The organism is Pyrococcus woesei, from assembly GCF_050496105.1.
GTDB classification, from domain to species: Archaea; Methanobacteriota_B; Thermococci; order Thermococcales; family Thermococcaceae; genus Pyrococcus; species Pyrococcus furiosus.
This window is the reverse complement of sequence record NZ_CP179867.1, coordinates 1,312,058-1,332,155: the sequence shown is the minus strand read 5'-3', so window position 1 is coordinate 1,332,155 and position 20,098 is coordinate 1,312,058. Positions and strand designations below refer to the sequence as shown.

Genomic DNA, 20,098 nt, shown 5'->3' with positions numbered 1-20,098 from the left:
AGTTATTTTATTTTTCTCTGTTCTTCTAGGTATGATCATGAGTGGGATTAGAGAGAAACTTAAAAAAGAAAATAAGGAAAATAAAACTTTTAAAATCTGGATTTAGTAGTAACCCAACCCATTATTAATCCGGCAGGGAGGAGAACAGCTGTAGCTTCAATAAATACTCTAGAGTATTGAGAATATCCAAGTGTACGTGTTATAAAAGCCAATAGTAATTCTATGCCAGCAACTGTAAATAACACAACATAGAGAGGAATCCTACCTATTAAAATTGCACTTATAGCAAAGGGGATTATCACTAAGCCAAAACCCATAAAAAGACCTTTTACAGTGTTTCTTAGTGGATCATTCCAGAATTCCCCAGTTGTTATTCCTGCATAAGATGTAAAAATCATGAGAAAAACGACAAAGACCATCCCAAGTGCAAGCCCTTTTCTTTTCATGGACATTCACCTTCAAGCTCCATGATATTCACACCCACTTCCCCACTCAAGACAACTTTTTTCGATACAGTCATAACAATTTGCAATTACACAAACAGTACATGCTATACACCCTATTGGGTTTACCAAGCATACAGTTGCTCCTACTCCACATACCGCTCCACACCGCCCAGCGGCAAGGCAACAGTCAATCGCATAATCCCTGTCATAGGAACAACAATATTTAGTACAAAACTCCCTGGGATATGAACAGTCTGAGTTGCTTTTACATTCGTGTCTACAGTTACTTAATGCCGTAAGTTTACCCCCATTTACACTTATTAATCTAGGGACTAGTTTCCCTTGAGAAAGTTCGATTAAGTACCCTCTCACTTTCACCCCCTGAACGGGCTTTGAAAACTCATAAAGTGCTACTACATGTTTCTTGTCTTTTAGGGGAATTCCTATAGCGATCATTGTTATATTTTCCCCATTATATTCAAGGACGTGTTTTACGACTTTAACATTAGAGTAATCTACGTTCCATGGTTTTGCTAACTTCCAGAAGTCTCTACTTGTTACTAGCTTAAAAAATATGTGGACTCTAGACCAATTCTCTTGAACACTGTTAAGATGTTTTACAACCTCAAATGGGTTTACACAGTCTTTTACTTCTGGATATTGTGGATAACCAACTGCATATAATCCATATGTTCCAACTAAGAGAAAAACTATGCCCGTAGCCAATAAGGTACGTCTTTGCATTTGTCCCCCCCATATACTTTGTATAATATTTAACAATTTTATTATATATAACATTTTCGCTTAAAAGAAACACGAATATATCTGTTTATTTTTATTATAACTAAATGAAGTATAATAACTTTTTACATGTTTTATTGGGTTTCCTATGGCACCTGAATGAAATTCTCAAGAAAGCCAAGGGAGCTATTCCGAAGAAAAGGTAAAGTATTCCTCTAAAATTTTTCAATCTTCTCTATCTTCTCCTTGAAATCTGGGAGTCTAATTTATTATTTCACCTCCCCCGAAATAAGAAATGCCTGCGACCATGAGGAATTATAGTATCTTATTTACAGTATCTTTATTCCTAATAGTTTGGGCCACCTTTTCAGATTGTTACTGTAGATAAAACCATTGCTACATAATCTAAATAATAGAGAACCCTGTCTAGTGCTTTACTATCTCAGTAAAGTACATTAGTCTGTTCTCTTTGGTTAGCAACTAGAAATTTTGAGTCTTCCTGAACGTTCCAGCCCATTAAGAATTTTTGCTAGCTCTTTGGCCTTTTCTTAATTATCAAACATAGACTTTTGAGAATTAAGATTAGAATATACCTATTACTCTCACCAAAAATCATTTAAAGTTTTTCATGCAAGTCAAGCCTCGATAGTGGTCTTTATGCGCTGGAGTGAGATCCCCAGGGAAGCCAAGGCTTACATGCTATACCACACCTTTATAGCTCCTGGGCTCATAGTATGGATACTCTTCCCTCTTTACCTCATGAAAACTGGTTATTCAGTACTAGAAGTTGGAGCATTCTTCACGGCAATTAACATAGCATCAATACCCCTCACGTATCTATTTGGTAGGCTATTCAACAACTGGGATATTAAGAAAGGGCTAATAACAATTGATATACTTGATGGCATAGCTTACGTTATGTATGGCCTTGCAAAAGGTGCGATAGCTCCTCTGATGCTCTTTATAGGTAGAATTATAGAGAAGTTATCCTCTCTCTTGTATCCTCTCTATCAAGCCTATGAACAGATAATTTATCCCGAGGATAAGTATGAGGAGATTTTTGCCTGGCATCTTCGCCTTCCAGAAATAGCAACCCTTGTGAGCTTTCCCATAATGGGCTATCTCCTTGGGTATGTGTACAACAAGCCGGAGCACTACCGCTTAACCTTTCTCTTCTTTGGCCTTTTCTCAGTTGTAACTGTCACGTATCTCTGGCTTTTCCTACCTCCAGTAGGCAAGGAAGAGAGGATAAGCTCCGAAGGCTTCAAATTCAAGATCGGTGAGTTCAAGCACCTCATCGCGTTTGAAACTCTCTTAACCCTAGCTTGGGGACTTGCACCAGAATTTATTCTCATAAATTATGTTGTTTTTGTGTTGAAAAAGGATACTGTTAGGATAACTGGGGCATCACCTCCTGAAGCCATTCAGTAACATCACCAGGCGGATCACCAAAACTAGAATGAATTCTGACAAAATTATACCAGAAGGCAAACAGAAAAACAAACCTATGAACCCTCCTCCAGTCTTTACCCCTGAAATTATTCCAGAAACGCTTCGTCCTCTCCTTCAACGTCCTAAACCAGCGCTCAACACTGTTCCTCGGCCCGAAAGTCACATGCAGATAACCCAACCTCAAACTCTTAAAAGCAGACTTATACCAGCTCGCCCTGTCAACCAGAAAGACAGGCTGCCCTTCACACGACTTTAAAACAACTAGAATGAAGTCCCTGGCAATCCACCAGTTTCTAACAGTCGTAATCCAGACTGCTAAAACTTCCTTGCTCTCAACGTCAATTGCAGCCCAGAGGTATCTTTTCTTCCCGTTGATTTTTATTACTGTTTCGTCAACTGCGATGAAGTTTCGCTGTTTTTTGACTGCGAGGATTTTTGGCTTGTAAACTGCTTCTGCGAGTTTTTGGACTGCCTCCCAGACTGTTACGTGACTGATTTTGAGTATTCTGGCGGTTTGCCGGTAACTGAGGCCTCGCAGGTATAATTCTACTCCCCTGATTTTCTTTTCTGGTGGGATTTTGTTGCGACGAAAGGGTTTTAAGGCTGAAACCACCCAGTAAATAATGGTTTCAGACTTCATGTTCCCCCTTCTTTTTCTAAAGTACTGCCAGTAACTTAAACCTGACACCCCACAGCTTATCCTAACAGTATCTGAAAAAGACAATTTTCGAGATAACGCTGATAGTGGTTGCGTGTAGCATAATGAGAATAGCTGGCACCTACGCCAGCGAGCGCGTTCCAAAGAATAAGGGTTTCCACGCGATAGCTTTGGGGATGTTCCTAAACGCCCTCTACGCCTTCGTGATGGCTTTGGCTCCGCCATTCTGGCTTGCCTTGGCTGTTTACGCTATTGGAGACTTTGGGAACGCGTTATGGTTTCCCTTCTATCGCTCTTGGCTTTTCAAGCTCATTCCAAGGGAGAGAACAACTGAATTCCATGCAGCCCTTTCGAGTTATCAGAGAGTTCTTGGACTTATAACCCCAATAACGGCCGGAGCTCTGGCCAGTATACATCCGACACTACCTTATTCGGGAAGTTTAATGGCATTTATATTAGCTGGAGTCTTTCTCTTGTGGATTGCAAAGAAGTAGCTAGCTTACTCTTTTTAACTTTATTTTTAGCTTTTCCACATACCATTTGAAGCCTTCCTCATCAACTATGTGAAACTCAAACGGATGATAGTCCGGCAAACCTGCGAGTTCCTCTATCTTAGCCTCAACTTCAGCCTTCGCCCGTAAGCTTTTTGGAGGGTTAGGAACTTTTATCAGCAGATCAACGTCACTTCCTGCCGTGAACTTCCCCGTCAATACACTTCCAAATACATAGACTTCACAGTTACCAAAAATTTTCTCACAAGCTTTCTTTATTGATGGTAGGTAGAGATGATAGTTTTTTATCATGAGATACTGCTTTCTCCCTCTTTCAATAAGTTCTTTGATCAACTTTTCTCTCGAATTCATCTTCAAGCTCCTCCACAAAGGTCATTACCTGCTTAACAAAGTAGATAATGTCTTCAGCATCCTTCCGAGAATATAGCTTTGGCTCGTATCTGGCGTCAATATATGCATCTTCAAGCTCCCGAAGCATTATTCTATTGGACTTAATGAATTCTGCAACTCTCTCTTCCATCTCAAATACTTTTCCAACACTCATAAGGAGCTCCCTTAGTGAGTGAGTCTTCAACCTTAGATCGGCATATTTAATGAGTATGGCCTTTAGGTATATCTGAAGCCCTTGTTCTGCAAGAAAAATTGCCACCTCATACTTTCCTTACTTGGAAAGCAGTGTCTGCGAGGGAGATATAATCTCTCGAGCGCTGAAAGAGGATTTCGACTTCTTCATAGTGCATTATCCCACCATTTTCATTCTATCCAACAGAGTCTTAACTCTTTCGATATAAAACAGAAAGAAGAGAGAAGTTAATGTCTCAAGATAGCACCAGTGTTGGCAGAGGTGACAAGAGTTGAGTATCTCTTAAGATATCCTGTAAGCTCTTTGACCTTTGGCTTCCACTCTTCTCTTCTTTTTCTTAGCTCCTCCTCATCGACAAGTAAATCAATCCTCTTATTTTTCAAATCAATTCTGATAATGTCTCCATCCTTTACTAGTGCTATTGGCCCTCCTTCAGCAGCTTCAGGAGAGACATGACCAACTGAAAGTCCCCTTGTTGCTCCGGAAAATCTCCCATCCGTCACCAATGCAACATCCTTGTCAAGCCCCATTCCCGCTATTGCAGAAGTTGGAGTCAGCATTTCTCTCATTCCTGGACCTCCTTTGGGCCCTTCGTATCTTATAACAACAACATCTCCCCTCTCAATCTTTCCGGATAGAATTGCTGCTGTTGCTTCCTCTTCGCTATCAAAGACCTTTGCTGGCCCTTCAAACACTTCAACTCCTTCCACGGCGGAAACCTTTATCACAGCACCGTTGGGAGCTAAAGTTCCTCTAAGAATCATTATTCCTCCCCTTGGATGATAGGGATTTGTCACCGGCCTTATTACATCATCTCTTGAGACAAAAGCGCTCTTCAACAATTCTCCCACTGTTTTTAACGATACTGTTAACCTGTCTTCGTGAATAAGCCCCAGTTCACTCAACCTCTTCATAACTCCGAGTATTCCTCCTGCCTCGTAAAGATCAACTACAAAGTGCTTTCCTGCGGGACTCAGCTTTGCCAACGTTGGGGTCTTCTCGCTAATCCTGTCAAAGTCTTCCAAAGATAAATCAACCTTAGCTTCATTTGCAATGGCCATTAGGTGGAGGACCGTGTTTGTTGATCCTCCCAGGGCCATATCCACAGCTATTGCATCTTCGAAGGCTTCCCTAGTAAGGATGTCTCTAGCTTTGACATCTTTCTCCACTAACTTAACTATCTGCATTCCAGTTTCCTTAGCTATCCTTATCCTGTGGGCATAGGGAGCAGGAGCTGTTCCGTTCCAGGGCAGAGAAATTCCCAAAGCCTCTGTGAGGGCATTCATGGTATTGGCTGTAAACATTCCGGCACAGCTTCCACACCCTGGGCATGCAAAGTTCTCTAGAAGCTTTAGCTCCTCATAACTCATTTTTCCAGCCTTTACAGCACCCACTGCCTCGAAGACAGTTTTTACATCCACATATTCTCCCTTAAATCTGCCGGGAAGCATTGGACCACCGGAGACGAATATGGCTGGAATGTTCAACCTTGCTATGGCCATTAGCATTCCTGGAATTATTTTGTCACAAGATGCTATGACCACTATGCCATCAAAGTGGTAGACTCTAGCAACTAGTTCGACGCTGTCCGCTATTAGCTCTCTTGAGGGTAGTGAATATTTCATTCCCAGGTGGTTCATTGCTATTCCATCGCATATTCCTATTGTGTTAAACTCTAGAGGAGTGCCACCTGCCATCCTTATTCCAGCTTTTACCGCCTCAGCAATCTTTCTTAGATGGATATGCCCAGGGATCAGCTCGTTAAATGAATTGGCAACTCCAATTAATGGTCTTTCTAGTTCCTCATCTGTGAAGCCCATGGCCTTAAATAGAGAACGATGGGGAGCTCTTTCAATTCCCTTCTTGATTACATCACTTCTCATTTGTTCTCCCTCCCCTTCATGAGCCAGTACTCCATACTGTCAATTATTGCGTTTAAGCTCGCCTCGATGATGTTTGTTGACACTCCCACAGTGCCCCATGTCCTCCTTCCATCGCTGGTTTGGATGAGGACTCTAACCTTTGCAGCTGTTCCCTTTTCACTTCCAAGAACCCTAACCTTGTAGTCCACCAAACTAATCTTTTTGAGCTCTGGATAGAACTCTGAGAGGGCTTTTCTAAGGGCCAAATCCAGGGCATTTACCGGCCCATTTCCCTCTGCCGCCGTGTGAACCTTTTTATCACCTACTTTAACGACAACGGTTGCCTCTGATATTGGAGAGTGATCTGGGAGAATCTCACTAACGACCATTGCCCTCTCCAGCTCAAAAGTTGGGGTATACTCTCCCTTCACCTTCTTTATTAGAAGCTCCAGTGAAGCTTCAGCGGCTTCAAAGTGATAGCCCAGGAATTCAAGCTCTTTTATCTTCTTAACAACCTCTTGAAGCTTTGGATCATTTTCGTTGATATCTATGCCAAGCTCTTTAGCCTTGTATATCAGATTGCTCCTTCCAGAGAGCTCGGATACTACAACCTTTCTTCTGTTCCCAACTGCCTCTGGGGGAATATGCTCGTACGTTCTTGGATCCTTGAGAACTGCCGAAACGTGAACTCCTCCTTTGTGGGCAAAGGCACTGTCACCAACGTATGGTTGGTTCCTGGGAATTTCCATGTTAGCTAGTTCCGCAACAAAGTGGGCCAACTCCTTCAACTTTTTAAGCCTCTCCCTCCCAACGACTTCAACTCCATACTTTAACTCCAAAGCTGGGATTATCGAGATTAAGTTAGCATTTCCGCATCTCTCTCCATATCCGTTTATAGTACCCTGGATTTGGATTACTCCGGCCTCAAATGCCATTAAGGAATTTGCCACTGCCAACTCAGAATCATTGTGGGCGTGAATTCCTAGGGGAGTCTTTATTTCTTCCTTTACTTTCTCCACTACGCTTTTAACAAAGGAGGGAAGAGATCCTCCGTTTGTGTCAGCCAAGACTATTCTCTCGGCCCCAGCTTCTTCCGCTACCTTTATGGTGGTTATTGCATATTCAGGATTTGCTCTATAACCATCGAAGAAGTGCTCTGCATCGTAGAAAACCCTCATTCCGTGCTCTCTTAAGTATTCTATTGACTCCGCAATCATCTGGAGGTTGTTCTCAAGAGTTGTCTTTAGAGCTCTAGTTACGTGGAGGTCCCAGCTCTTGCCAAAGATTGTGGCTATTGGGGCCTCAGAGTCAACCAAGGCATTTAAGTTTGCATCCTCCTCTGCCCTCACCCTAGGCCTCCTTGTACTTCCAAAAGCCGCTATTTCCGCATTTTCTAAGGGCAAATCTTTCACAGCTCTAAAGTATTCAATGTCCTTTGGATTGGAACCCGGCCATCCTCCTTCTATGTAGTGAATTCCAAATTCATCGAGCTTTTCAGTTATCTTTAGCTTATCCTCAAGGGAAAAGCTTATCCCCTCCATTTGGGAGCCATCTCTAAGTGTTGTATCATATAGCTCAACTCTCCTCTCCCTCATCCCATAACACCTCTAAATTTTTCACAACTTCATTACCAACTTCGCTAGTCTTCAACTCTCCTCCCAAGTCTGGTGTTACTTTGTTTTCTTCTATTGTCTTCGCAACGGCCTTTTCCACAAGTGAGGCTTCCCTGTCCAATCCCAGGTGCTCAAGCATTAGAGCTGCTGTTAAAATCGCAGCTAGTGGATTTGCAATGCCCTTTCCTGCAATGTCTGGGGCAGAACCGTGGACTGGCTCAAACATGGAAACTCCCCTTGGATTGATATTTCCAGAAGCTGCTAATCCTAATCCTCCCACAATCTCTGCTCCCAAGTCAGTGAGAATGTCTCCAAACATGTTTGGAGTTACAACTACTTCGAAGATCTCTGGAGAACGGATCATTTTCATTGCCATAGCATCAACATAGTAGTGGTCAGTCTCTATTTCCTGGTATTCCGAAGCAACTTCCTTAAACACTCTCTGCCAGAGATCGTGAGCATAGGTAAGAACGTTGGCCTTATCTACTAGAGTTACCTTTTTTCTCCCCTTAGTCTTTGCATATTCAAAGGCAAACCTAATGGTTCTCTCGACTCCAAACCTAGTATTTATCATTTCTTGAATAGCGACCTCATGAGGGGTCCCCTTCCTAAGAAAACCACCCGCTCCTGCATATAGGCCCTCAGTGTTTTCCCTTATGAACACCATGTCAATCTTTTCCTTTCCCTTTAGCGGAGTTAGTTTTGGGTGGTATAACTTTACAGGTCTTAAGTTTACGTAAAGGTCTAGGGAAAATCTGAGCTTAAGTAGAATTCCGTGTTCTAGAATTCCCGGCTTTACCCTTGGATCCCCAATTGCTCCAAAGTAAATTGCATCAAAGTGTCTAAACTCCTCAAGAGCCCAGTCTGGAAGGGTTTCTCCAGTTTTCAAGTAATGTTCTGCTCCGAATGGATACTCTTGAAAGTCGAACTTAACGTTGCTCAGCTCCTCTATTTTGCGAAGAACCTTTAGCCCCTCAGCCACTACCTCCTTTCCTATCCCATCACCTGGGATCACAGCTATCTTTATCATTTTGCCAACCTCCTCTTAGCCCATTCAACAAGCCCTCCAGCCTTGATGATTTCCATTATAAATTCGGGAAATGGGTTGGCGTGATATACTTCCCCCTTTGTCAGATTTCTGATTTCTCCAGTTGAGAAGTCTATTTCGATCTCATCTCCAGTCTCTATCCTTTCAACAGCCTCAGGAGCCTCCAAAATTGGTAGCCCAATGTTTATTGCATTCCTATAGAATATCCTAGCGAAAGACTTCGCTATAACTGCAGACACTCCCGCCGCTTTAATTGCCAATGGAGCATGTTCTCTTGAGCTCCCACATCCGAAGTTTTCTCCAGCCACTATTATATCTCCAGGCTTCATCTTGTACCTAAACTCAGGGTCTAGGTCTTCAAGAACATGCTGGGCCAGCTCTTTTGGATCTGATGTGTTCAAGTACCTTGCTGGAATTATAACGTCGGTGTCTATATTGTCCCCATACTTCCAGGCCCTCCCTCTAGCCTTCATTTTACCACCTCCTCTGGAGAGGCAATTCTACCAAGAATAGCCGAAGCTGCAGCTACATAGGGACTTGCCAAGTAAACTTCGCTCTTTGGGTGACCCATTCTTCCAACAAAGTTCCTGTTTGTTGTAGATACAGCTCTCTCACCACTCGCCAGAATACCCATGTGACCTCCTAGGCACGGTCCACAAGTTGGAGGCCCTATAACAGCTCCTGCCTCCAGGAAAATCTCCAAGAGGCCCTCCTTCATTGCCTTGAAATACACAGTCGGTGAACATGGAAGAATGATAAGCCTTACCCAGGGGGCCACTTTCTGGCCTTCTAAAACTTCAGCGGCCATTCTAAGGTCTTCCAACCTACCATTCGTACATGAGCCAATGACAACTTGGTCTATCTTTATGTTCATCTTTGCGGCCTTGCTGATGGGAACCGTGTTTTCGGGTAAGTGTGGAAAGGCAACTTGAGGTTCAATTTTACTAACGTCATACTCAATAACCTTGTAGTACTTTGCATCTTCATCGCTCTTGTAGATCTTGTACTCTCTCTTGGCCCTCCCCTTTACGTACTCTATAGTCTTCTTATCCGGCTCTATTATCCCAGTCTTTGCTCCGGCCTCTATGGCCATATTAGTCATCGTCATCCTCTGTTCCACGGAAAGCTTCTCTATAACTTCTCCCGAAAATTCCATGACTTTGTAGAGGGCTCCATTAACCCCTATGTCTCCGATTGTGTAAAGTATGAGATCCTTACTAGTTACCCAGGGTTGAAGGTCTCCTTCATAAACGAATTTTATCGTTTCGGGAACCCTGAACCACGCCTCTCCTGTTGCCATTGCAACTGCTAAGTCAGTACTACCAACTCCAGTTGCAAAGGCACCCAGGGCTCCATAAGTGCAAGTGTGGGAATCTGCTCCAATAATTAGCTCTCCTGGGAGAACTAATCCTAACTCAGGGAGTAAACAATGCTCGACACCAACGTTTCCTCCCTCAAAGAACCACTTGATTCCCTGTTCTCTGGCAAATTCTCGTGAGAATTTACATTGCTCCGCAGCTTTGATATCTTTATTTGGAGTGAAGTGATCTAAAACTATTGCTATTCTTTCTGGGTCAAAAACCTTCTCCACTCCAATCTTTCTAAACGTTTTTATGGCTAAGGGGGTTGTTACATCATTCCCAAACATGAAGTCCACTTTTGCCAAAACTATCTCTCCAGGTTTTACCTCTTCCTTTCCGGCATGAGTTGCCAAAATTTTTTCAGCTATTGTCATTCCGCCCATAATTTCACCTCCTAATTCTATTTAGAGCAGAAAGATACGCCTGAGCACTTGCCTCAATAATGTCGGTGCTCAAACCTCTTCCAACGTAAATCTCTCCGTTATATTCAACTCTAACTAAAACTTCTCCCAAGGCATCTCTTCCAGAGGTAACAGAAGAAACTCTGTACTCCTTTAATTTGCAATCAATTCCAAGGGCTCTATTTATAGCAGCAAAGAGTGCATCTATGGGGCCATTGCTCGACCAAGCACTCTCAATTTTATCAATACCATCCCCTTGAACCCTCACCGTGGCTGTGGAAATCTTCCCAGAAATTACGTGGAGAACCTCAACGCTATACTTGCCTTTCCCTTTCCCTAGCTCTTCCTGGACTATTGCTTCAATATCGAGCTCAGTTAAGCCCTTCTTCCTGTCGGCTATCTCCTTGAATTTTGCAAACAACCTATTTATCTCCTCTTCACTAAGTCTATATCCCATCTCCTCGAGCTTTTTCCTAAATGCGTGCCTTCCAGAGTGTTTACCTAAAACTATTTTACTTCCCGAGAACCCCAGCTTCCTGGGGTCTATTATCTCATAAGTCGTTCTTTCCTTTAGAACCCCATCCTGATGAATTCCAGATTCATGGGCAAAGGCATTTGCTCCTACCACTGCTTTATTTGGTGGAACTTCAATTCCAGTTAGCCTCGCCACTAGCTTGCTTGTCCTGGCTATCTCCCCTAGATTTATGCCCGTCTCAACATTGTAGAAGTCTTTCCTCACGTCTAATGCCACGACAACTTCTTCTAATGCAGCATTTCCAGCTCTCTCTCCAATTCCATTAACGGTGACTTCAACCTGATCAGCTCCAGCCCTCACTGCTGAGAGGGAGTTTGCAACCGCTAAGCCTAGATCGTTGTGACAGTGAACGCTTATCGTTACGCCATTTAGATTAGTTATGTTGCGCTTGAGATACCTAATCAACTCATAAAATTCTTCAGGAGTTGTATAACCAACGGTATCGGGAACGTTAATTGTTGTTGCTCCCGCATCTATGACTGCCTCGTAGACCTCAACCAAAAAGTTCCAGTCACTTCTCGTGGCATCTTCTGCAGAAAATTCAATGTCATCCGTGTACTTAGTGGCATACTCCACGGCCTCTACGGCCATCTTTTTAACTTCTTCTGGAGTTTTCCTCAGCTTATACTTCATGTGAATTAGTGAGGTTGCTATGAATGTATGTATTCTCTTGCTTTCTGCATCCTTTAGGGCTTCTCCTGCGGCATCTATATCCTTCTTTACGGCCCTAGCTAAAGCCGCAATTGTTGGGCCTCTAACCTCCCTAGCTATTCTCTTTACAGCCTCAAATTCCCCAGGAGAAGATATTGGGAATCCTGCCTCAATGACATCTACATTAAGCCTTGCCAGTTGCTTTGCTATCTCTATCTTTTCTTCTACTGTTAAGCTAACTCCTGGGGTCTGCTCTCCATCCCTTAGTGTAGTGTCGAAAATCTTTATCTTCCTCGCCATCACTTTCCCTCCAAAAAAGTGGAAAGGGGAGAAATCACTTTTCAAGGCCTGACATTCTCCTAATGAACCTTCCAACTTTTTCGATCTCGTGCTCCTCGATCTCTTTCATTAGCTCTTTGAGAACTTCATCAGCCTTATCTGCCTTTGATATCCACTCTTTCGCAAATTCTCCACTCCTCACTCTTTCGGCATATTTCCTCATGTTTTCCTTAACGTGCTCGTCAATGACCTTAGGCCCTACGGTTAGCCCCCCGTACTTTGCCGTATCTGACACTGCCTTTAGCATTCCTGTAAATCCTCTTTCATAGATCAAGTCCATTATCAGCTTTGCCTCATTACATGCTTCAAAGTAGGCTAGCTCTGGAGGATACCCCAGCTCAACTAAAACTTCAAAGCCCTTCTTGATTAATTCTATAAGGCCCCCAACTAAGACAAGCTGCTCTCCTATTAGATCACTCTCAGTTTCGTCCTTGAATGTCGTCTCAATTACCCCAGCTCTTGTTGCCCCTATTGCCTTAGCCATGGCCAAGGCAAGTTCCTTTGCATGCCCAGTGTAGTCTTGATAAACTGCTATAAGGGCTGGAACGCCAAAGCCCTCAAGGAAAACCTCTCTAACTCTCCTCCCTGGGCTTTTTGGAGCAACCATTATCACATCAACGTACTCTGGAGGAACAATCTGCTTATAGTGGATGTTGAAGCCATGGGAGAACCCAAGAGCCTGTCCTTCTCTTAGGTAAGGCGCTATCTTCTCCTTGTAGACCTTCGGCTGAACAAGGTCTGGAATGAGTATGTGGACTATATCAGCCCTCTTAGTTGCCTCCTCTATAGTATAGACCTCAAACCCATCCTTCTGAGCCCTCTTCCAGGAGTTCCCTTCTGGCCTTAGGCCAAGTATAACGTGGACTCCGGAATCCCTCATGTTCTTTGCCTGTGCTTCACCCTGGCTTCCATACCCTATAACAGCCACGGTCTTGTCCTTGAGTATATCCATACTTACCTCGTTGTCATACCAAACCTTTACCACTCTAACCACCTCAATACCTTGTCACAACGTTTGAGATGTGTTGCCCAGGAGGAACCATTGGGAGAACATCATCCTCCGGATGGATTGGGACGTCTATAACCGTGGGAACATCAGAGTTCATTCCTTCCTTCACCGCTTTGAGCAACTCATCCATAGTCTCAGCCTTGTATCCATTGGCTCCATAAGCCTCAGCCAGCTTGACAAAATCAGGATTCTTTTTGAAATAAGTAGCTATGTATCTTCTATTGTAGAACATTCTCTGCCATTGGGCGACCATTCCCAGGGAGGAGTTGTTGAGAATTATCACTATTACTGGAAGATTTTCGTTGACTGCTGTGGCCAATTCTCTTTCGGACATCATAAAGCTCCCATCACCCGCAATATCCACAACTACCTTCTCTGGCTTTGCTACCTTTGCCCCTATGGCCGCTGGGAAGCCAAAGCCCATTGTCCCCAATCCACCCGAAGTCAAGAAAGTCCTAGGCTTTAGTATTGGGAAGAACAACGCTACCCACATTTGATTTTGTCCAACTTCAGTTGCAACTATGGCATCTGGAGGGAGGAGCTTCCTCAACTCCTTCAAAATCTCAGGGGGTCTGAGATAGTCCCCATCAATTGGGACTAGCTCTTCTTTATATTTCTCTTTGAATTCCCTAACTTTCTCTAACCATGGCCAGCTCTCTCTTTTCTTTGCCCTTCTAACAATTTCGTTGTAGATAGCCCTGAGTACTCTCTTGGCATCCCCTATAATCCCTAGGTCCACTTTTACGTTCTTCCCAACTTCCTTCGGGTCAATGTCAATGTGTATTATCTTAGCCTCTGGAGCAAAGTTCTCAAATTCGCTAACTGTCCTATCGCTCCACCTCATTCCTACAGCTATTATCAAATCAGTCTGAGGAAGGAGTTTGTTTGCAGCAATTTTTCCGTGCATTCCAAGATTTCCCACGTAGAGTGGATGATTTTCTGGGACGGCTCCTTTCCCCATGAAGGTGGCCATTATTGGGATTAGCAAGTACTCAGCTATAGCCAAAACTTCATCAGTTGCTCCTGACCAAACAACTCCTCCACCAACAATGATCACAGGTCTCTCAGCTGAGAGAATCATGTCAACAGCTTTCTTTACCTCTTCAGGGCAAGCATCAAGCTTAGGTGGTCTCCAGGGCGTTACCTTTTGGGAAATATCAACGTCAAAATCTACATCTTCAACATCTGTTTGAGCATCCTTAGGAAGGTCAATTAGTGTAGGGCCAGGTCTTCCTAGTGTGGCGATTGTGAATGCCATTTTTACAGCTTCGGGGATCTCCCTCGGTCTTTTCACCTGGTAATTCCACTTTGTTATTGGCTTAGTTATGTTTATGATATCCGTTTCTTGAAACGCCATCTTTCCTACCATGTATGTTGGAACCTGCCCTGTCAATGCTACTATAGGTGATGAGTCCATATATGCCGTAGCTATTCCAGTAACTAGATTTGTGGCCCCTGGGCCTGAGGTAGTTATTGCCACCCCAGGCCTTCCACTTACTCTTGCGTATCCATCTGCAGCATGGGCTGCTCCCTGCTCGTGTCTAGTGGTTATGTGTCTTATGTTGCTATCTAGTAGTTCATCAAACACTGGCATTATACTTCCACCAATTATCCCAAACGTGTGTTGCACGCCTTCTTTTTCGAGGGCCCGGACGAGGGCTTTTGCACCGGACATTTCCATGGAGTTGCACCCCCAAAATTTTTATACAAGCTTAGAAGGGGCCAGAAGTTGCCCCTTTCCCTTCAGAGAAGAATAATAAGCCCAATAATAGCTAGAATAAGGGCATCAAGAAGTAGGAAGTACTTGGATAGTTGGAGTGTTACTATGACCTTCATCATCACCTAAGGGTTCGTTACATATATAAAAAGTTTTCTAAAATTTTGTTGAATTTTTGACATATTAGATAAAAACCTCCGAACTAAAAAAGTTCTAACAGAAAATATTTCGAAACAAAAGAAGGGGAAATTTATAGCAAGATGTCAAACTTTTCAGTACCTATTCATCATATTTCTCAATATGTTGTCATATAGGAAGTCATCACTTACTAGATCAACTATTGTGTAAAACTCCCTCTTCCCTTCACTCTCCTTTTTACCTTCCACTCTTACTACTTTATCTTCCCTTGAATTGACCCACTTTATCATCACTGTCTTACTCTTTCCATCCTTATCTGCCTCTACAACTGCCACACCATATCTTGCTGGAGACCACCAATTGGCTTTGAATTTCACATTCCAACCGCTGGCCTTTAGGAATCTTTCAAACTTATCTACCATCTCCTGGGGGGACTCTCTAGTCTTCACTGTCACTGCTACCCATTGGGCTCCGTTCTCCATCGCCTCTACAACCACCTTCTTCATGGCTTCGAACTCCATACCACCCACCTCCAGCATTTTTGTCGTAGAGACAAAACCACCCCAAAAGATTAGGGGTGCGCGCAATACCAACTTGTCACTTCATAGAAGAAGAATAATAATCAGTATGACAAGTAACTTAACAGTGTAATATTTCATAGTCATTAAATTCTTCCTTATCTTTGTTTTGTTCATATACATCATCGGAAATATTGAAGATACTTGCCCATATAAAAACTTTTCGTTTATGTTCGTTTAGGTTCATATGCACACATCTGTGCCCTAACTTATACATTCAGGTATATAGAATATATAGACGGTAGGTTTTTAGGTAGCGAGGAGACTAGAATTACGAGAAAAATGGAGGAGCTACAGTACTTTCCCTACGAGAGGTTAAGGCCAAATCAGCGAGAATTTATAGAAATTGTGAAAGAAGCTGTAAAAAGAGGGGAAAACCTTATTGTTGAAGCTCCCACTGGATTTGGAAAAACTATAAGCGTTTTAGCTGGAGTCCTTCCCTATGCAATCTCTTTAGGCTATAAAGTTGTGTACCTGGCTAGAACTCATAAGCAGATGGATAGAGTAATAGAGGAGCTCAAAAAAATTAGGGAAAGGAATGAAGTTAGCGGAATTGAATTCAGGAGTAGAAGGGACTTATGTCTTCACTCCTACATCCAAACATTTGTCCAAGATGCCTACACTAGTATGATAGTCTGTAAAACCCTAAGAAAATTGGGAAAGTGCCCATTCTTTGAAAATATAAAAGAGAAAAGAGACAGAGTGGAGGAGATAGTGAGATTTTTCCTGAACTCTCCTCCTTTTCCCCATGAGGTTCTCGAATACAGCGAATTACTTGAGCTCTGCCCCTACGAAATTACGAAGAAAATTGGAGAGAAAGCTAATGTTATTGTAGCGAGCTACCTGTATATGATAAGCCCTCCAATAAGGCAGGCTTTCTTAGAAAACTTAGGTGTGGATTACTCAGATTTGATAGTTATATTTGACGAGGCTCACAACTTACCTGACCAAGCAATTTCTGCACTTAGTGATAGGCTAAGCATAAGGAGCATAGAGAGGGCCATTAAGGAGGCCGAAGAGTACGGAGAAAAGGACATTGAGAATTTCCTCTCAATACTCCTAAGGGGATTGGAGATTCTATACAAAGAAAAGCTGGAAAATTATGAAAGTGAAGAAGTCCCGATAAGGCCAGAAGAAGTGTTTCTTCACGTAGCTTCCGTTTTGGGATGGAGTGGAAGGGAAATCGGCATGATGTTGGAAGATATGATTGAAGTTGGAGATGCAATTAGGGAGGATAGAATAGAGAGAAACCTCCCCCCTAGAAGCTATGTTGGAAGGGTGGGAGAGTTTCTGTGGAATTGGCTTGCCCTTCGAGAGAGGGAAGATTACCTTCACCTCTTTACAAAAGAGAGAGGACTTGCGTTGGAGTTAGTAGCATTAGATCCCTCAGTAGCCCTCGAATTCCTTGAAGAGGTTCACTCTGCAATATTCATGTCCGGAACTCTTAGCCCTTTGGAGGCATTTAGAGATATAATAGGAGTTAAAGCAGAGTTAAAGAAGTTTCCCAGGATGATAAAGAGAGAAAATGCAATAGTTCTTGTGGCGAGAGACGTGTCTACAAGGGGGATAGAGAGAAGCCCATCCCTTTATAGAAGAATTTCGGAATACATATTTGAGGCAGTAAGAAATACCCCAAAAAATGTTGGAGTTTTCACAGCTTCCTATGAAGTTCTTGAAGGAATTCTAAGCACCAATGTCCACATAAAAATTGAAGAAGAGATAGGGAAAAAGGTCTTTATAGAGAAGAGAGATGCACCGTCAAGAGAGAATGACGAAATGATAAGAGCATTCAAAGAAGAATCCAAAGGGAAGGGAGCAGTATTATTTGGCGTTATGGGGGGAAGGAACAGTGAAGGGCAAGACTACTCCGGAGATGAAATGAACGGTGTTGTCTTAGTTGGGATACCCTATGCAAGGCCCACACCTAGAGTCCAGGCCCAAATTAGATACTTTGAGAAGAAATTCCCAGGGAAGGGGAGGTATTATGGGTACGTTTTGCCAGCCCACAGAAAGCTCACCCAAGCTGCGGGGAGAGTTCATAGGTCTGAAGAGGAGAAGGGAAGCATAGTCATTTTAGACTATAGAGTTTTATGGAAAAGTGTTAAGAAAGATCTTCCTGACTGGATGGTTGAGACAATGATTCCTGTAACCCTCCCCACTATGAGAATAAAACTTAGGAGATTTTGGAGGGACAGGTTAAATGAAATGGGACAAAAAATGGAATGATGGGATAATATTGGCATTGGAAACAGCTTTTATCTCATGGTTTACCTACGCTTTCCTCTACCAAAACTATCTTCTCTACAAGTGGCACAGAGGATCGCCCTTACCTTCAAAAATTCCCTTTGTCCTTGCAGGAATTTTCGTAGGCCTGGCATTCTTGGCATGGAAAGGGAGGAATTTACTTAAACCTTTGAGGGAAAATAATGGGGGTGCTTTGGATGAACGAAGTTGAAAGAACATTGGTAATCATAAAGCCCGACGCAGTAGTTAGGGGTCTAATAGGTGAAATTATAAGCAGGTTTGAGAAGAAAGGCCTCAAGATTGTTGGAATGAAGATGATCTGGATAGACAGGGAGTTGGCTGAGAAGCACTATGAGGAGCACAAAGGAAAGCCCTTCTTTGAGGCTCTCATAGATTACATAACGAAAGCTCCAGTAGTTGTTATGGTGGTTGAGGGAAGGTATGCAGTAGAAGTAGTTAGAAAGATGGCTGGAGCTACTGATCCAAAGGACGCAGCACCTGGGACAATTAGGGGAGATTATGGACTTGACATAGGAGATGCAATCTACAACGTGATTCATGCCAGTGATTCAAAGGAAAGTGCGGAGAGGGAAATAAGCCTGTACTTTAAACCTGAAGAAATTTATGAATACTGCAAAGCTGCAGATTGGTTTTACAGGGAAAAGAAGCAGGCTAAATGCTGAACTCTATTATTTTTGCCCTTCCATTATTCTTTAACCACTCAAGGAGCTCCCTCGCAAATTTAAGTTTTTTCATTTTGCTCTCCCATGCGGGGGTGTGATCCCTTAACCACGGCTTGCTCCACTTCCCCACAATCCCAGAGAAATCAAAGCCAACTAGTACTATCTCCTTCGCCCCCATCTCCTCAGCAAGAAACGCTGCCCTATCTCCGTCAGTAAACCCCCCGAAGTTGTAGACTATGTCTAAAGGTTCAGTTTGGCAAGTTCCCAGGACGAGGGGAAATTCCACAACTAACGGTAGCTTATCCATATTGTCCCCGTGAGCATGAACAACCATCACAGCTTTTCTTGAAGCTTCTAGGAGATCTCTTATTCTCCCATCCAAGTCTGTAACTACAACATCTGGAGTTATTCCGTACTCAAGAAGTGCGGAGGTAGCGCCGTCGGCAGCTATCTTGGTGCCGTCCTTAAAATCTCCCTTCTTTAAAGCTTCCTCTAAGTTGGGCCCAGCTCCAAACACATACACTTTTTGCATAATTATGGAATTAAGTTCTTCTTTAATTATGTAATTATCGTTTTCCATAAGTATGTCCCTCAATAGCTCAGCCGCTCTTCTGTCTTCTTCAATGGAGTATCCCATCTCTTTGACTATCCTTTCATAGAATGGCTTCCACTCCTCCCACTTCATACGATAACTGTTAAAACCTTCAATAAAGAAAAATGTTTGGGCCGATGAAGAGCGAGCCCGGCCCTGAGGAGATGATGAAAGCTACCACTTCTGAGGTCATCAACCAAAGAAAGCACCCATTCCTTCCATTTCTTCCTCACTGTAAGATTTTGCCTTGAACTCAGGCATCCTGTCTTTTAACTCATCGTACTCTTCTTTCGTTATTTCTTTCACTTCTTCTGCCTTTACGTGGAAATAAACGCCTGATTTTTCTGAAACATAGGCAATGAGGAATTCATTACTCTCTATTGAGTCAAAGTCAAGAAGTATCAAGTTTCCTCCAGTGAAGTCCCTCTTACACTTAAATGGAACGCTAGCGGCATTTAACATGGCATCCCCAAGGGCTAAGTTGGCCTTTGCTCCATTTATTTCAGTCCAGAATTTTTCCCCTTCAAAGTCTCCTTCAACAATCACAAGCTTTTTCATGCCATCAAATTCAACAACTGGAGCTCCTTTTTTCTTTAGAATTGCAAATAAGTCATCTATTGTCTCAGCATTTCTTAAACTGGCAACAAATCCCTCCACTTTCATTCCTTTTCCACCCTCTTAACCTCGCTAGAGACATTTAAATGCTTTTAGGTTTCCTAGCTAATCTCCTTCTTCATTTCTCCATAGGCAAAAGCACTTCTTTTTGAGATTCTTTTCCAGGTGTGTGGATCGTAAGCTACAAGCCCAAATTTTGGCTCAAAGCCCTTATCCCATTCGTAGTTGTCTATGAATGACCAGTAGAAGTATCCTCTCACATCAAAGCCTCACTCAATAGTTCTTCCTAAGCGAAAGCTTAAAATATTTAATGTATTATA

Annotated in this window: 20 protein-coding genes and 2 pseudogenes; 5 read left to right on the top strand and 17 right to left on the bottom strand. The window is 42.9% G+C overall.

Features of this window, described 5'->3' with window-relative positions:
* Nucleotides 1-89: 89 nt before the first annotated feature.
* Nucleotides 90-446: a hypothetical protein gene (locus tag ACMFNG_RS07390; protein ID WP_011012085.1), complete on the bottom strand. Its 357-nt coding sequence runs from the start codon at nucleotides 444-446 to the stop codon at nucleotides 90-92.
* A 12-nt stretch (nucleotides 447-458) separates the two neighbouring features.
* Nucleotides 459-1,190, bottom strand: a complete 732-nt coding sequence (locus ACMFNG_RS07385) for a hypothetical protein (protein ID WP_014835287.1) — start codon at nucleotides 1,188-1,190, stop codon at nucleotides 459-461.
* A 654-nt stretch (nucleotides 1,191-1,844) separates the two neighbouring features.
* Between ACMFNG_RS07385 and ACMFNG_RS07380 the strand changes: the two are divergent.
* Nucleotides 1,845-2,588, top strand: a pseudogene (locus tag ACMFNG_RS07380) (MFS transporter); the annotation flags it as partial.
* Here the strand turns inward: ACMFNG_RS07380 and ACMFNG_RS07375 are convergent.
* Nucleotides 2,578-3,279, bottom strand: a complete 702-nt coding sequence (locus ACMFNG_RS07375) for an IS6-like element ISPfu1 family transposase (RefSeq protein WP_430515106.1) — start codon at nucleotides 3,277-3,279, stop codon at nucleotides 2,578-2,580. The pseudogene ACMFNG_RS07380 and the gene ACMFNG_RS07375 sit on opposite strands and share 11 nt — an antisense overlap.
* A gap of 71 nt (nucleotides 3,280-3,350) precedes the next feature.
* Here ACMFNG_RS07375 and ACMFNG_RS07370 point away from each other — a divergent pair.
* Nucleotides 3,351-3,791 (top strand): annotated as a pseudogene (locus tag ACMFNG_RS07370) (MFS transporter); the annotation flags it as partial.
* Here the strand turns inward: ACMFNG_RS07370 and ACMFNG_RS07365 are convergent.
* From ACMFNG_RS07365 to ACMFNG_RS07315, 11 genes are all read right to left on the bottom strand, one after another.
* On the bottom strand, nucleotides 3,792-4,160 hold the full coding sequence (locus ACMFNG_RS07365; RefSeq protein ID WP_011012080.1) for a nucleotidyltransferase domain-containing protein: 369 nt from the start codon (nucleotides 4,158-4,160) through the stop codon (nucleotides 3,792-3,794).
* Nucleotides 4,123-4,458 carry a HEPN domain-containing protein gene (locus ACMFNG_RS07360; protein ID WP_011012079.1) on the bottom strand — a complete coding sequence of 112 codons (336 nt, stop codon included), beginning with the start codon at nucleotides 4,456-4,458 and terminating at the stop codon, nucleotides 4,123-4,125. Before ACMFNG_RS07360 ends, ACMFNG_RS07365 begins: the two co-directional genes overlap by 38 nt.
* A gap of 161 nt (nucleotides 4,459-4,619) precedes the next feature.
* The gene (ilvD, locus tag ACMFNG_RS07355; protein ID WP_011012078.1) at nucleotides 4,620-6,275 is read right to left on the bottom strand and encodes a dihydroxy-acid dehydratase; all 1,656 of its coding nucleotides are present in this window, start codon (nucleotides 6,273-6,275) and stop codon (nucleotides 4,620-4,622) included.
* A complete protein-coding gene (gene cimA, locus ACMFNG_RS07350; protein WP_011012077.1) occupies nucleotides 6,272-7,849 on the bottom strand; it encodes a citramalate synthase in 1,578 nt (525 codons plus the stop codon). The genes ilvD and cimA overlap by 4 nt, the downstream gene beginning before the upstream one ends.
* Nucleotides 7,830-8,897 carry a 3-isopropylmalate dehydrogenase gene (locus ACMFNG_RS07345; RefSeq protein WP_011012076.1) on the bottom strand — a complete coding sequence of 356 codons (1,068 nt, stop codon included), beginning with the start codon at nucleotides 8,895-8,897 and terminating at the stop codon, nucleotides 7,830-7,832. The genes cimA and ACMFNG_RS07345 overlap by 20 nt, the downstream gene beginning before the upstream one ends.
* Nucleotides 8,894-9,388, bottom strand: coding sequence for a 3-isopropylmalate dehydratase small subunit (leuD, locus tag ACMFNG_RS07340; RefSeq protein ID WP_011012075.1), 495 nt, complete (start codon nucleotides 9,386-9,388; stop codon nucleotides 8,894-8,896). The genes ACMFNG_RS07345 and leuD overlap by 4 nt, the downstream gene beginning before the upstream one ends.
* Nucleotides 9,385-10,659, bottom strand: coding sequence for a 3-isopropylmalate dehydratase large subunit (gene leuC, locus ACMFNG_RS07335; protein WP_011012074.1), 1,275 nt, complete (start codon nucleotides 10,657-10,659; stop codon nucleotides 9,385-9,387). Before leuC ends, leuD begins: the two co-directional genes overlap by 4 nt.
* 4 nt (nucleotides 10,660-10,663) lie before the next feature.
* Nucleotides 10,664-12,163, bottom strand: coding sequence for a 2-isopropylmalate synthase (locus ACMFNG_RS07330; protein WP_011012073.1), 1,500 nt, complete (start codon nucleotides 12,161-12,163; stop codon nucleotides 10,664-10,666).
* Between the two features lie 34 nt (nucleotides 12,164-12,197).
* A complete protein-coding gene (gene ilvC / locus ACMFNG_RS07325; protein WP_011012072.1) occupies nucleotides 12,198-13,196 on the bottom strand; it encodes a ketol-acid reductoisomerase in 999 nt (332 codons plus the stop codon).
* A 1-nt stretch (nucleotide 13,197) separates the two neighbouring features.
* On the bottom strand, nucleotides 13,198-14,892 hold the full coding sequence (gene ilvB / locus ACMFNG_RS07320) for a biosynthetic-type acetolactate synthase large subunit (RefSeq protein WP_011012071.1): 1,695 nt from the start codon (nucleotides 14,890-14,892) through the stop codon (nucleotides 13,198-13,200).
* A 308-nt stretch (nucleotides 14,893-15,200) separates the two neighbouring features.
* Complete coding sequence (locus ACMFNG_RS07315; RefSeq protein ID WP_011012070.1) at nucleotides 15,201-15,587, bottom strand: hypothetical protein; 387 nt, start codon at nucleotides 15,585-15,587, stop codon at nucleotides 15,201-15,203.
* 339 nt (nucleotides 15,588-15,926) lie between these two features.
* Here ACMFNG_RS07315 and ACMFNG_RS07310 point away from each other — a divergent pair, with 339 nt between their 5' ends.
* The 3 genes from ACMFNG_RS07310 to ndk are packed head-to-tail and all read left to right on the top strand — an operon-like array spanning nucleotide 15,927 to nucleotide 18,571.
* A complete protein-coding gene (locus tag ACMFNG_RS07310; RefSeq protein WP_014835281.1) occupies nucleotides 15,927-17,870 on the top strand; it encodes a helicase C-terminal domain-containing protein in 1,944 nt (647 codons plus the stop codon).
* Nucleotides 17,845-18,099 carry a hypothetical protein gene (locus ACMFNG_RS07305; protein WP_011012068.1) on the top strand — a complete coding sequence of 85 codons (255 nt, stop codon included), beginning with the start codon at nucleotides 17,845-17,847 and terminating at the stop codon, nucleotides 18,097-18,099. The genes ACMFNG_RS07310 and ACMFNG_RS07305 overlap by 26 nt, the downstream gene beginning before the upstream one ends.
* Nucleotides 18,086-18,571 (top strand): nucleoside-diphosphate kinase, encoded by a 486-nt coding sequence (gene ndk, locus ACMFNG_RS07300; protein WP_011012067.1) that lies wholly within the window; start codon nucleotides 18,086-18,088, stop codon nucleotides 18,569-18,571. The genes ACMFNG_RS07305 and ndk overlap by 14 nt, the downstream gene beginning before the upstream one ends.
* Here the strand turns inward: ndk and mptE are convergent.
* The 3 genes from mptE to ACMFNG_RS07285 form a co-directional block, all read right to left on the bottom strand.
* The gene (mptE, locus tag ACMFNG_RS07295; RefSeq protein WP_011012066.1) at nucleotides 18,561-19,256 is read right to left on the bottom strand and encodes a 6-hydroxymethyl-7,8-dihydropterin pyrophosphokinase; all 696 of its coding nucleotides are present in this window, start codon (nucleotides 19,254-19,256) and stop codon (nucleotides 18,561-18,563) included. The two genes, ndk and mptE, sit on opposite strands and share 11 nt — an antisense overlap.
* A 99-nt stretch (nucleotides 19,257-19,355) precedes the next feature.
* Nucleotides 19,356-19,826 (bottom strand): hypothetical protein, encoded by a 471-nt coding sequence (locus ACMFNG_RS07290; protein ID WP_011012065.1) that lies wholly within the window; start codon nucleotides 19,824-19,826, stop codon nucleotides 19,356-19,358.
* A gap of 53 nt (nucleotides 19,827-19,879) precedes the next feature.
* Nucleotides 19,880-20,038, bottom strand: coding sequence for a family 1 glycosylhydrolase (locus ACMFNG_RS07285; protein ID WP_011012064.1), 159 nt, complete (start codon nucleotides 20,036-20,038; stop codon nucleotides 19,880-19,882).
* Nucleotides 20,039-20,098: the final 60 nt, after the last annotated feature.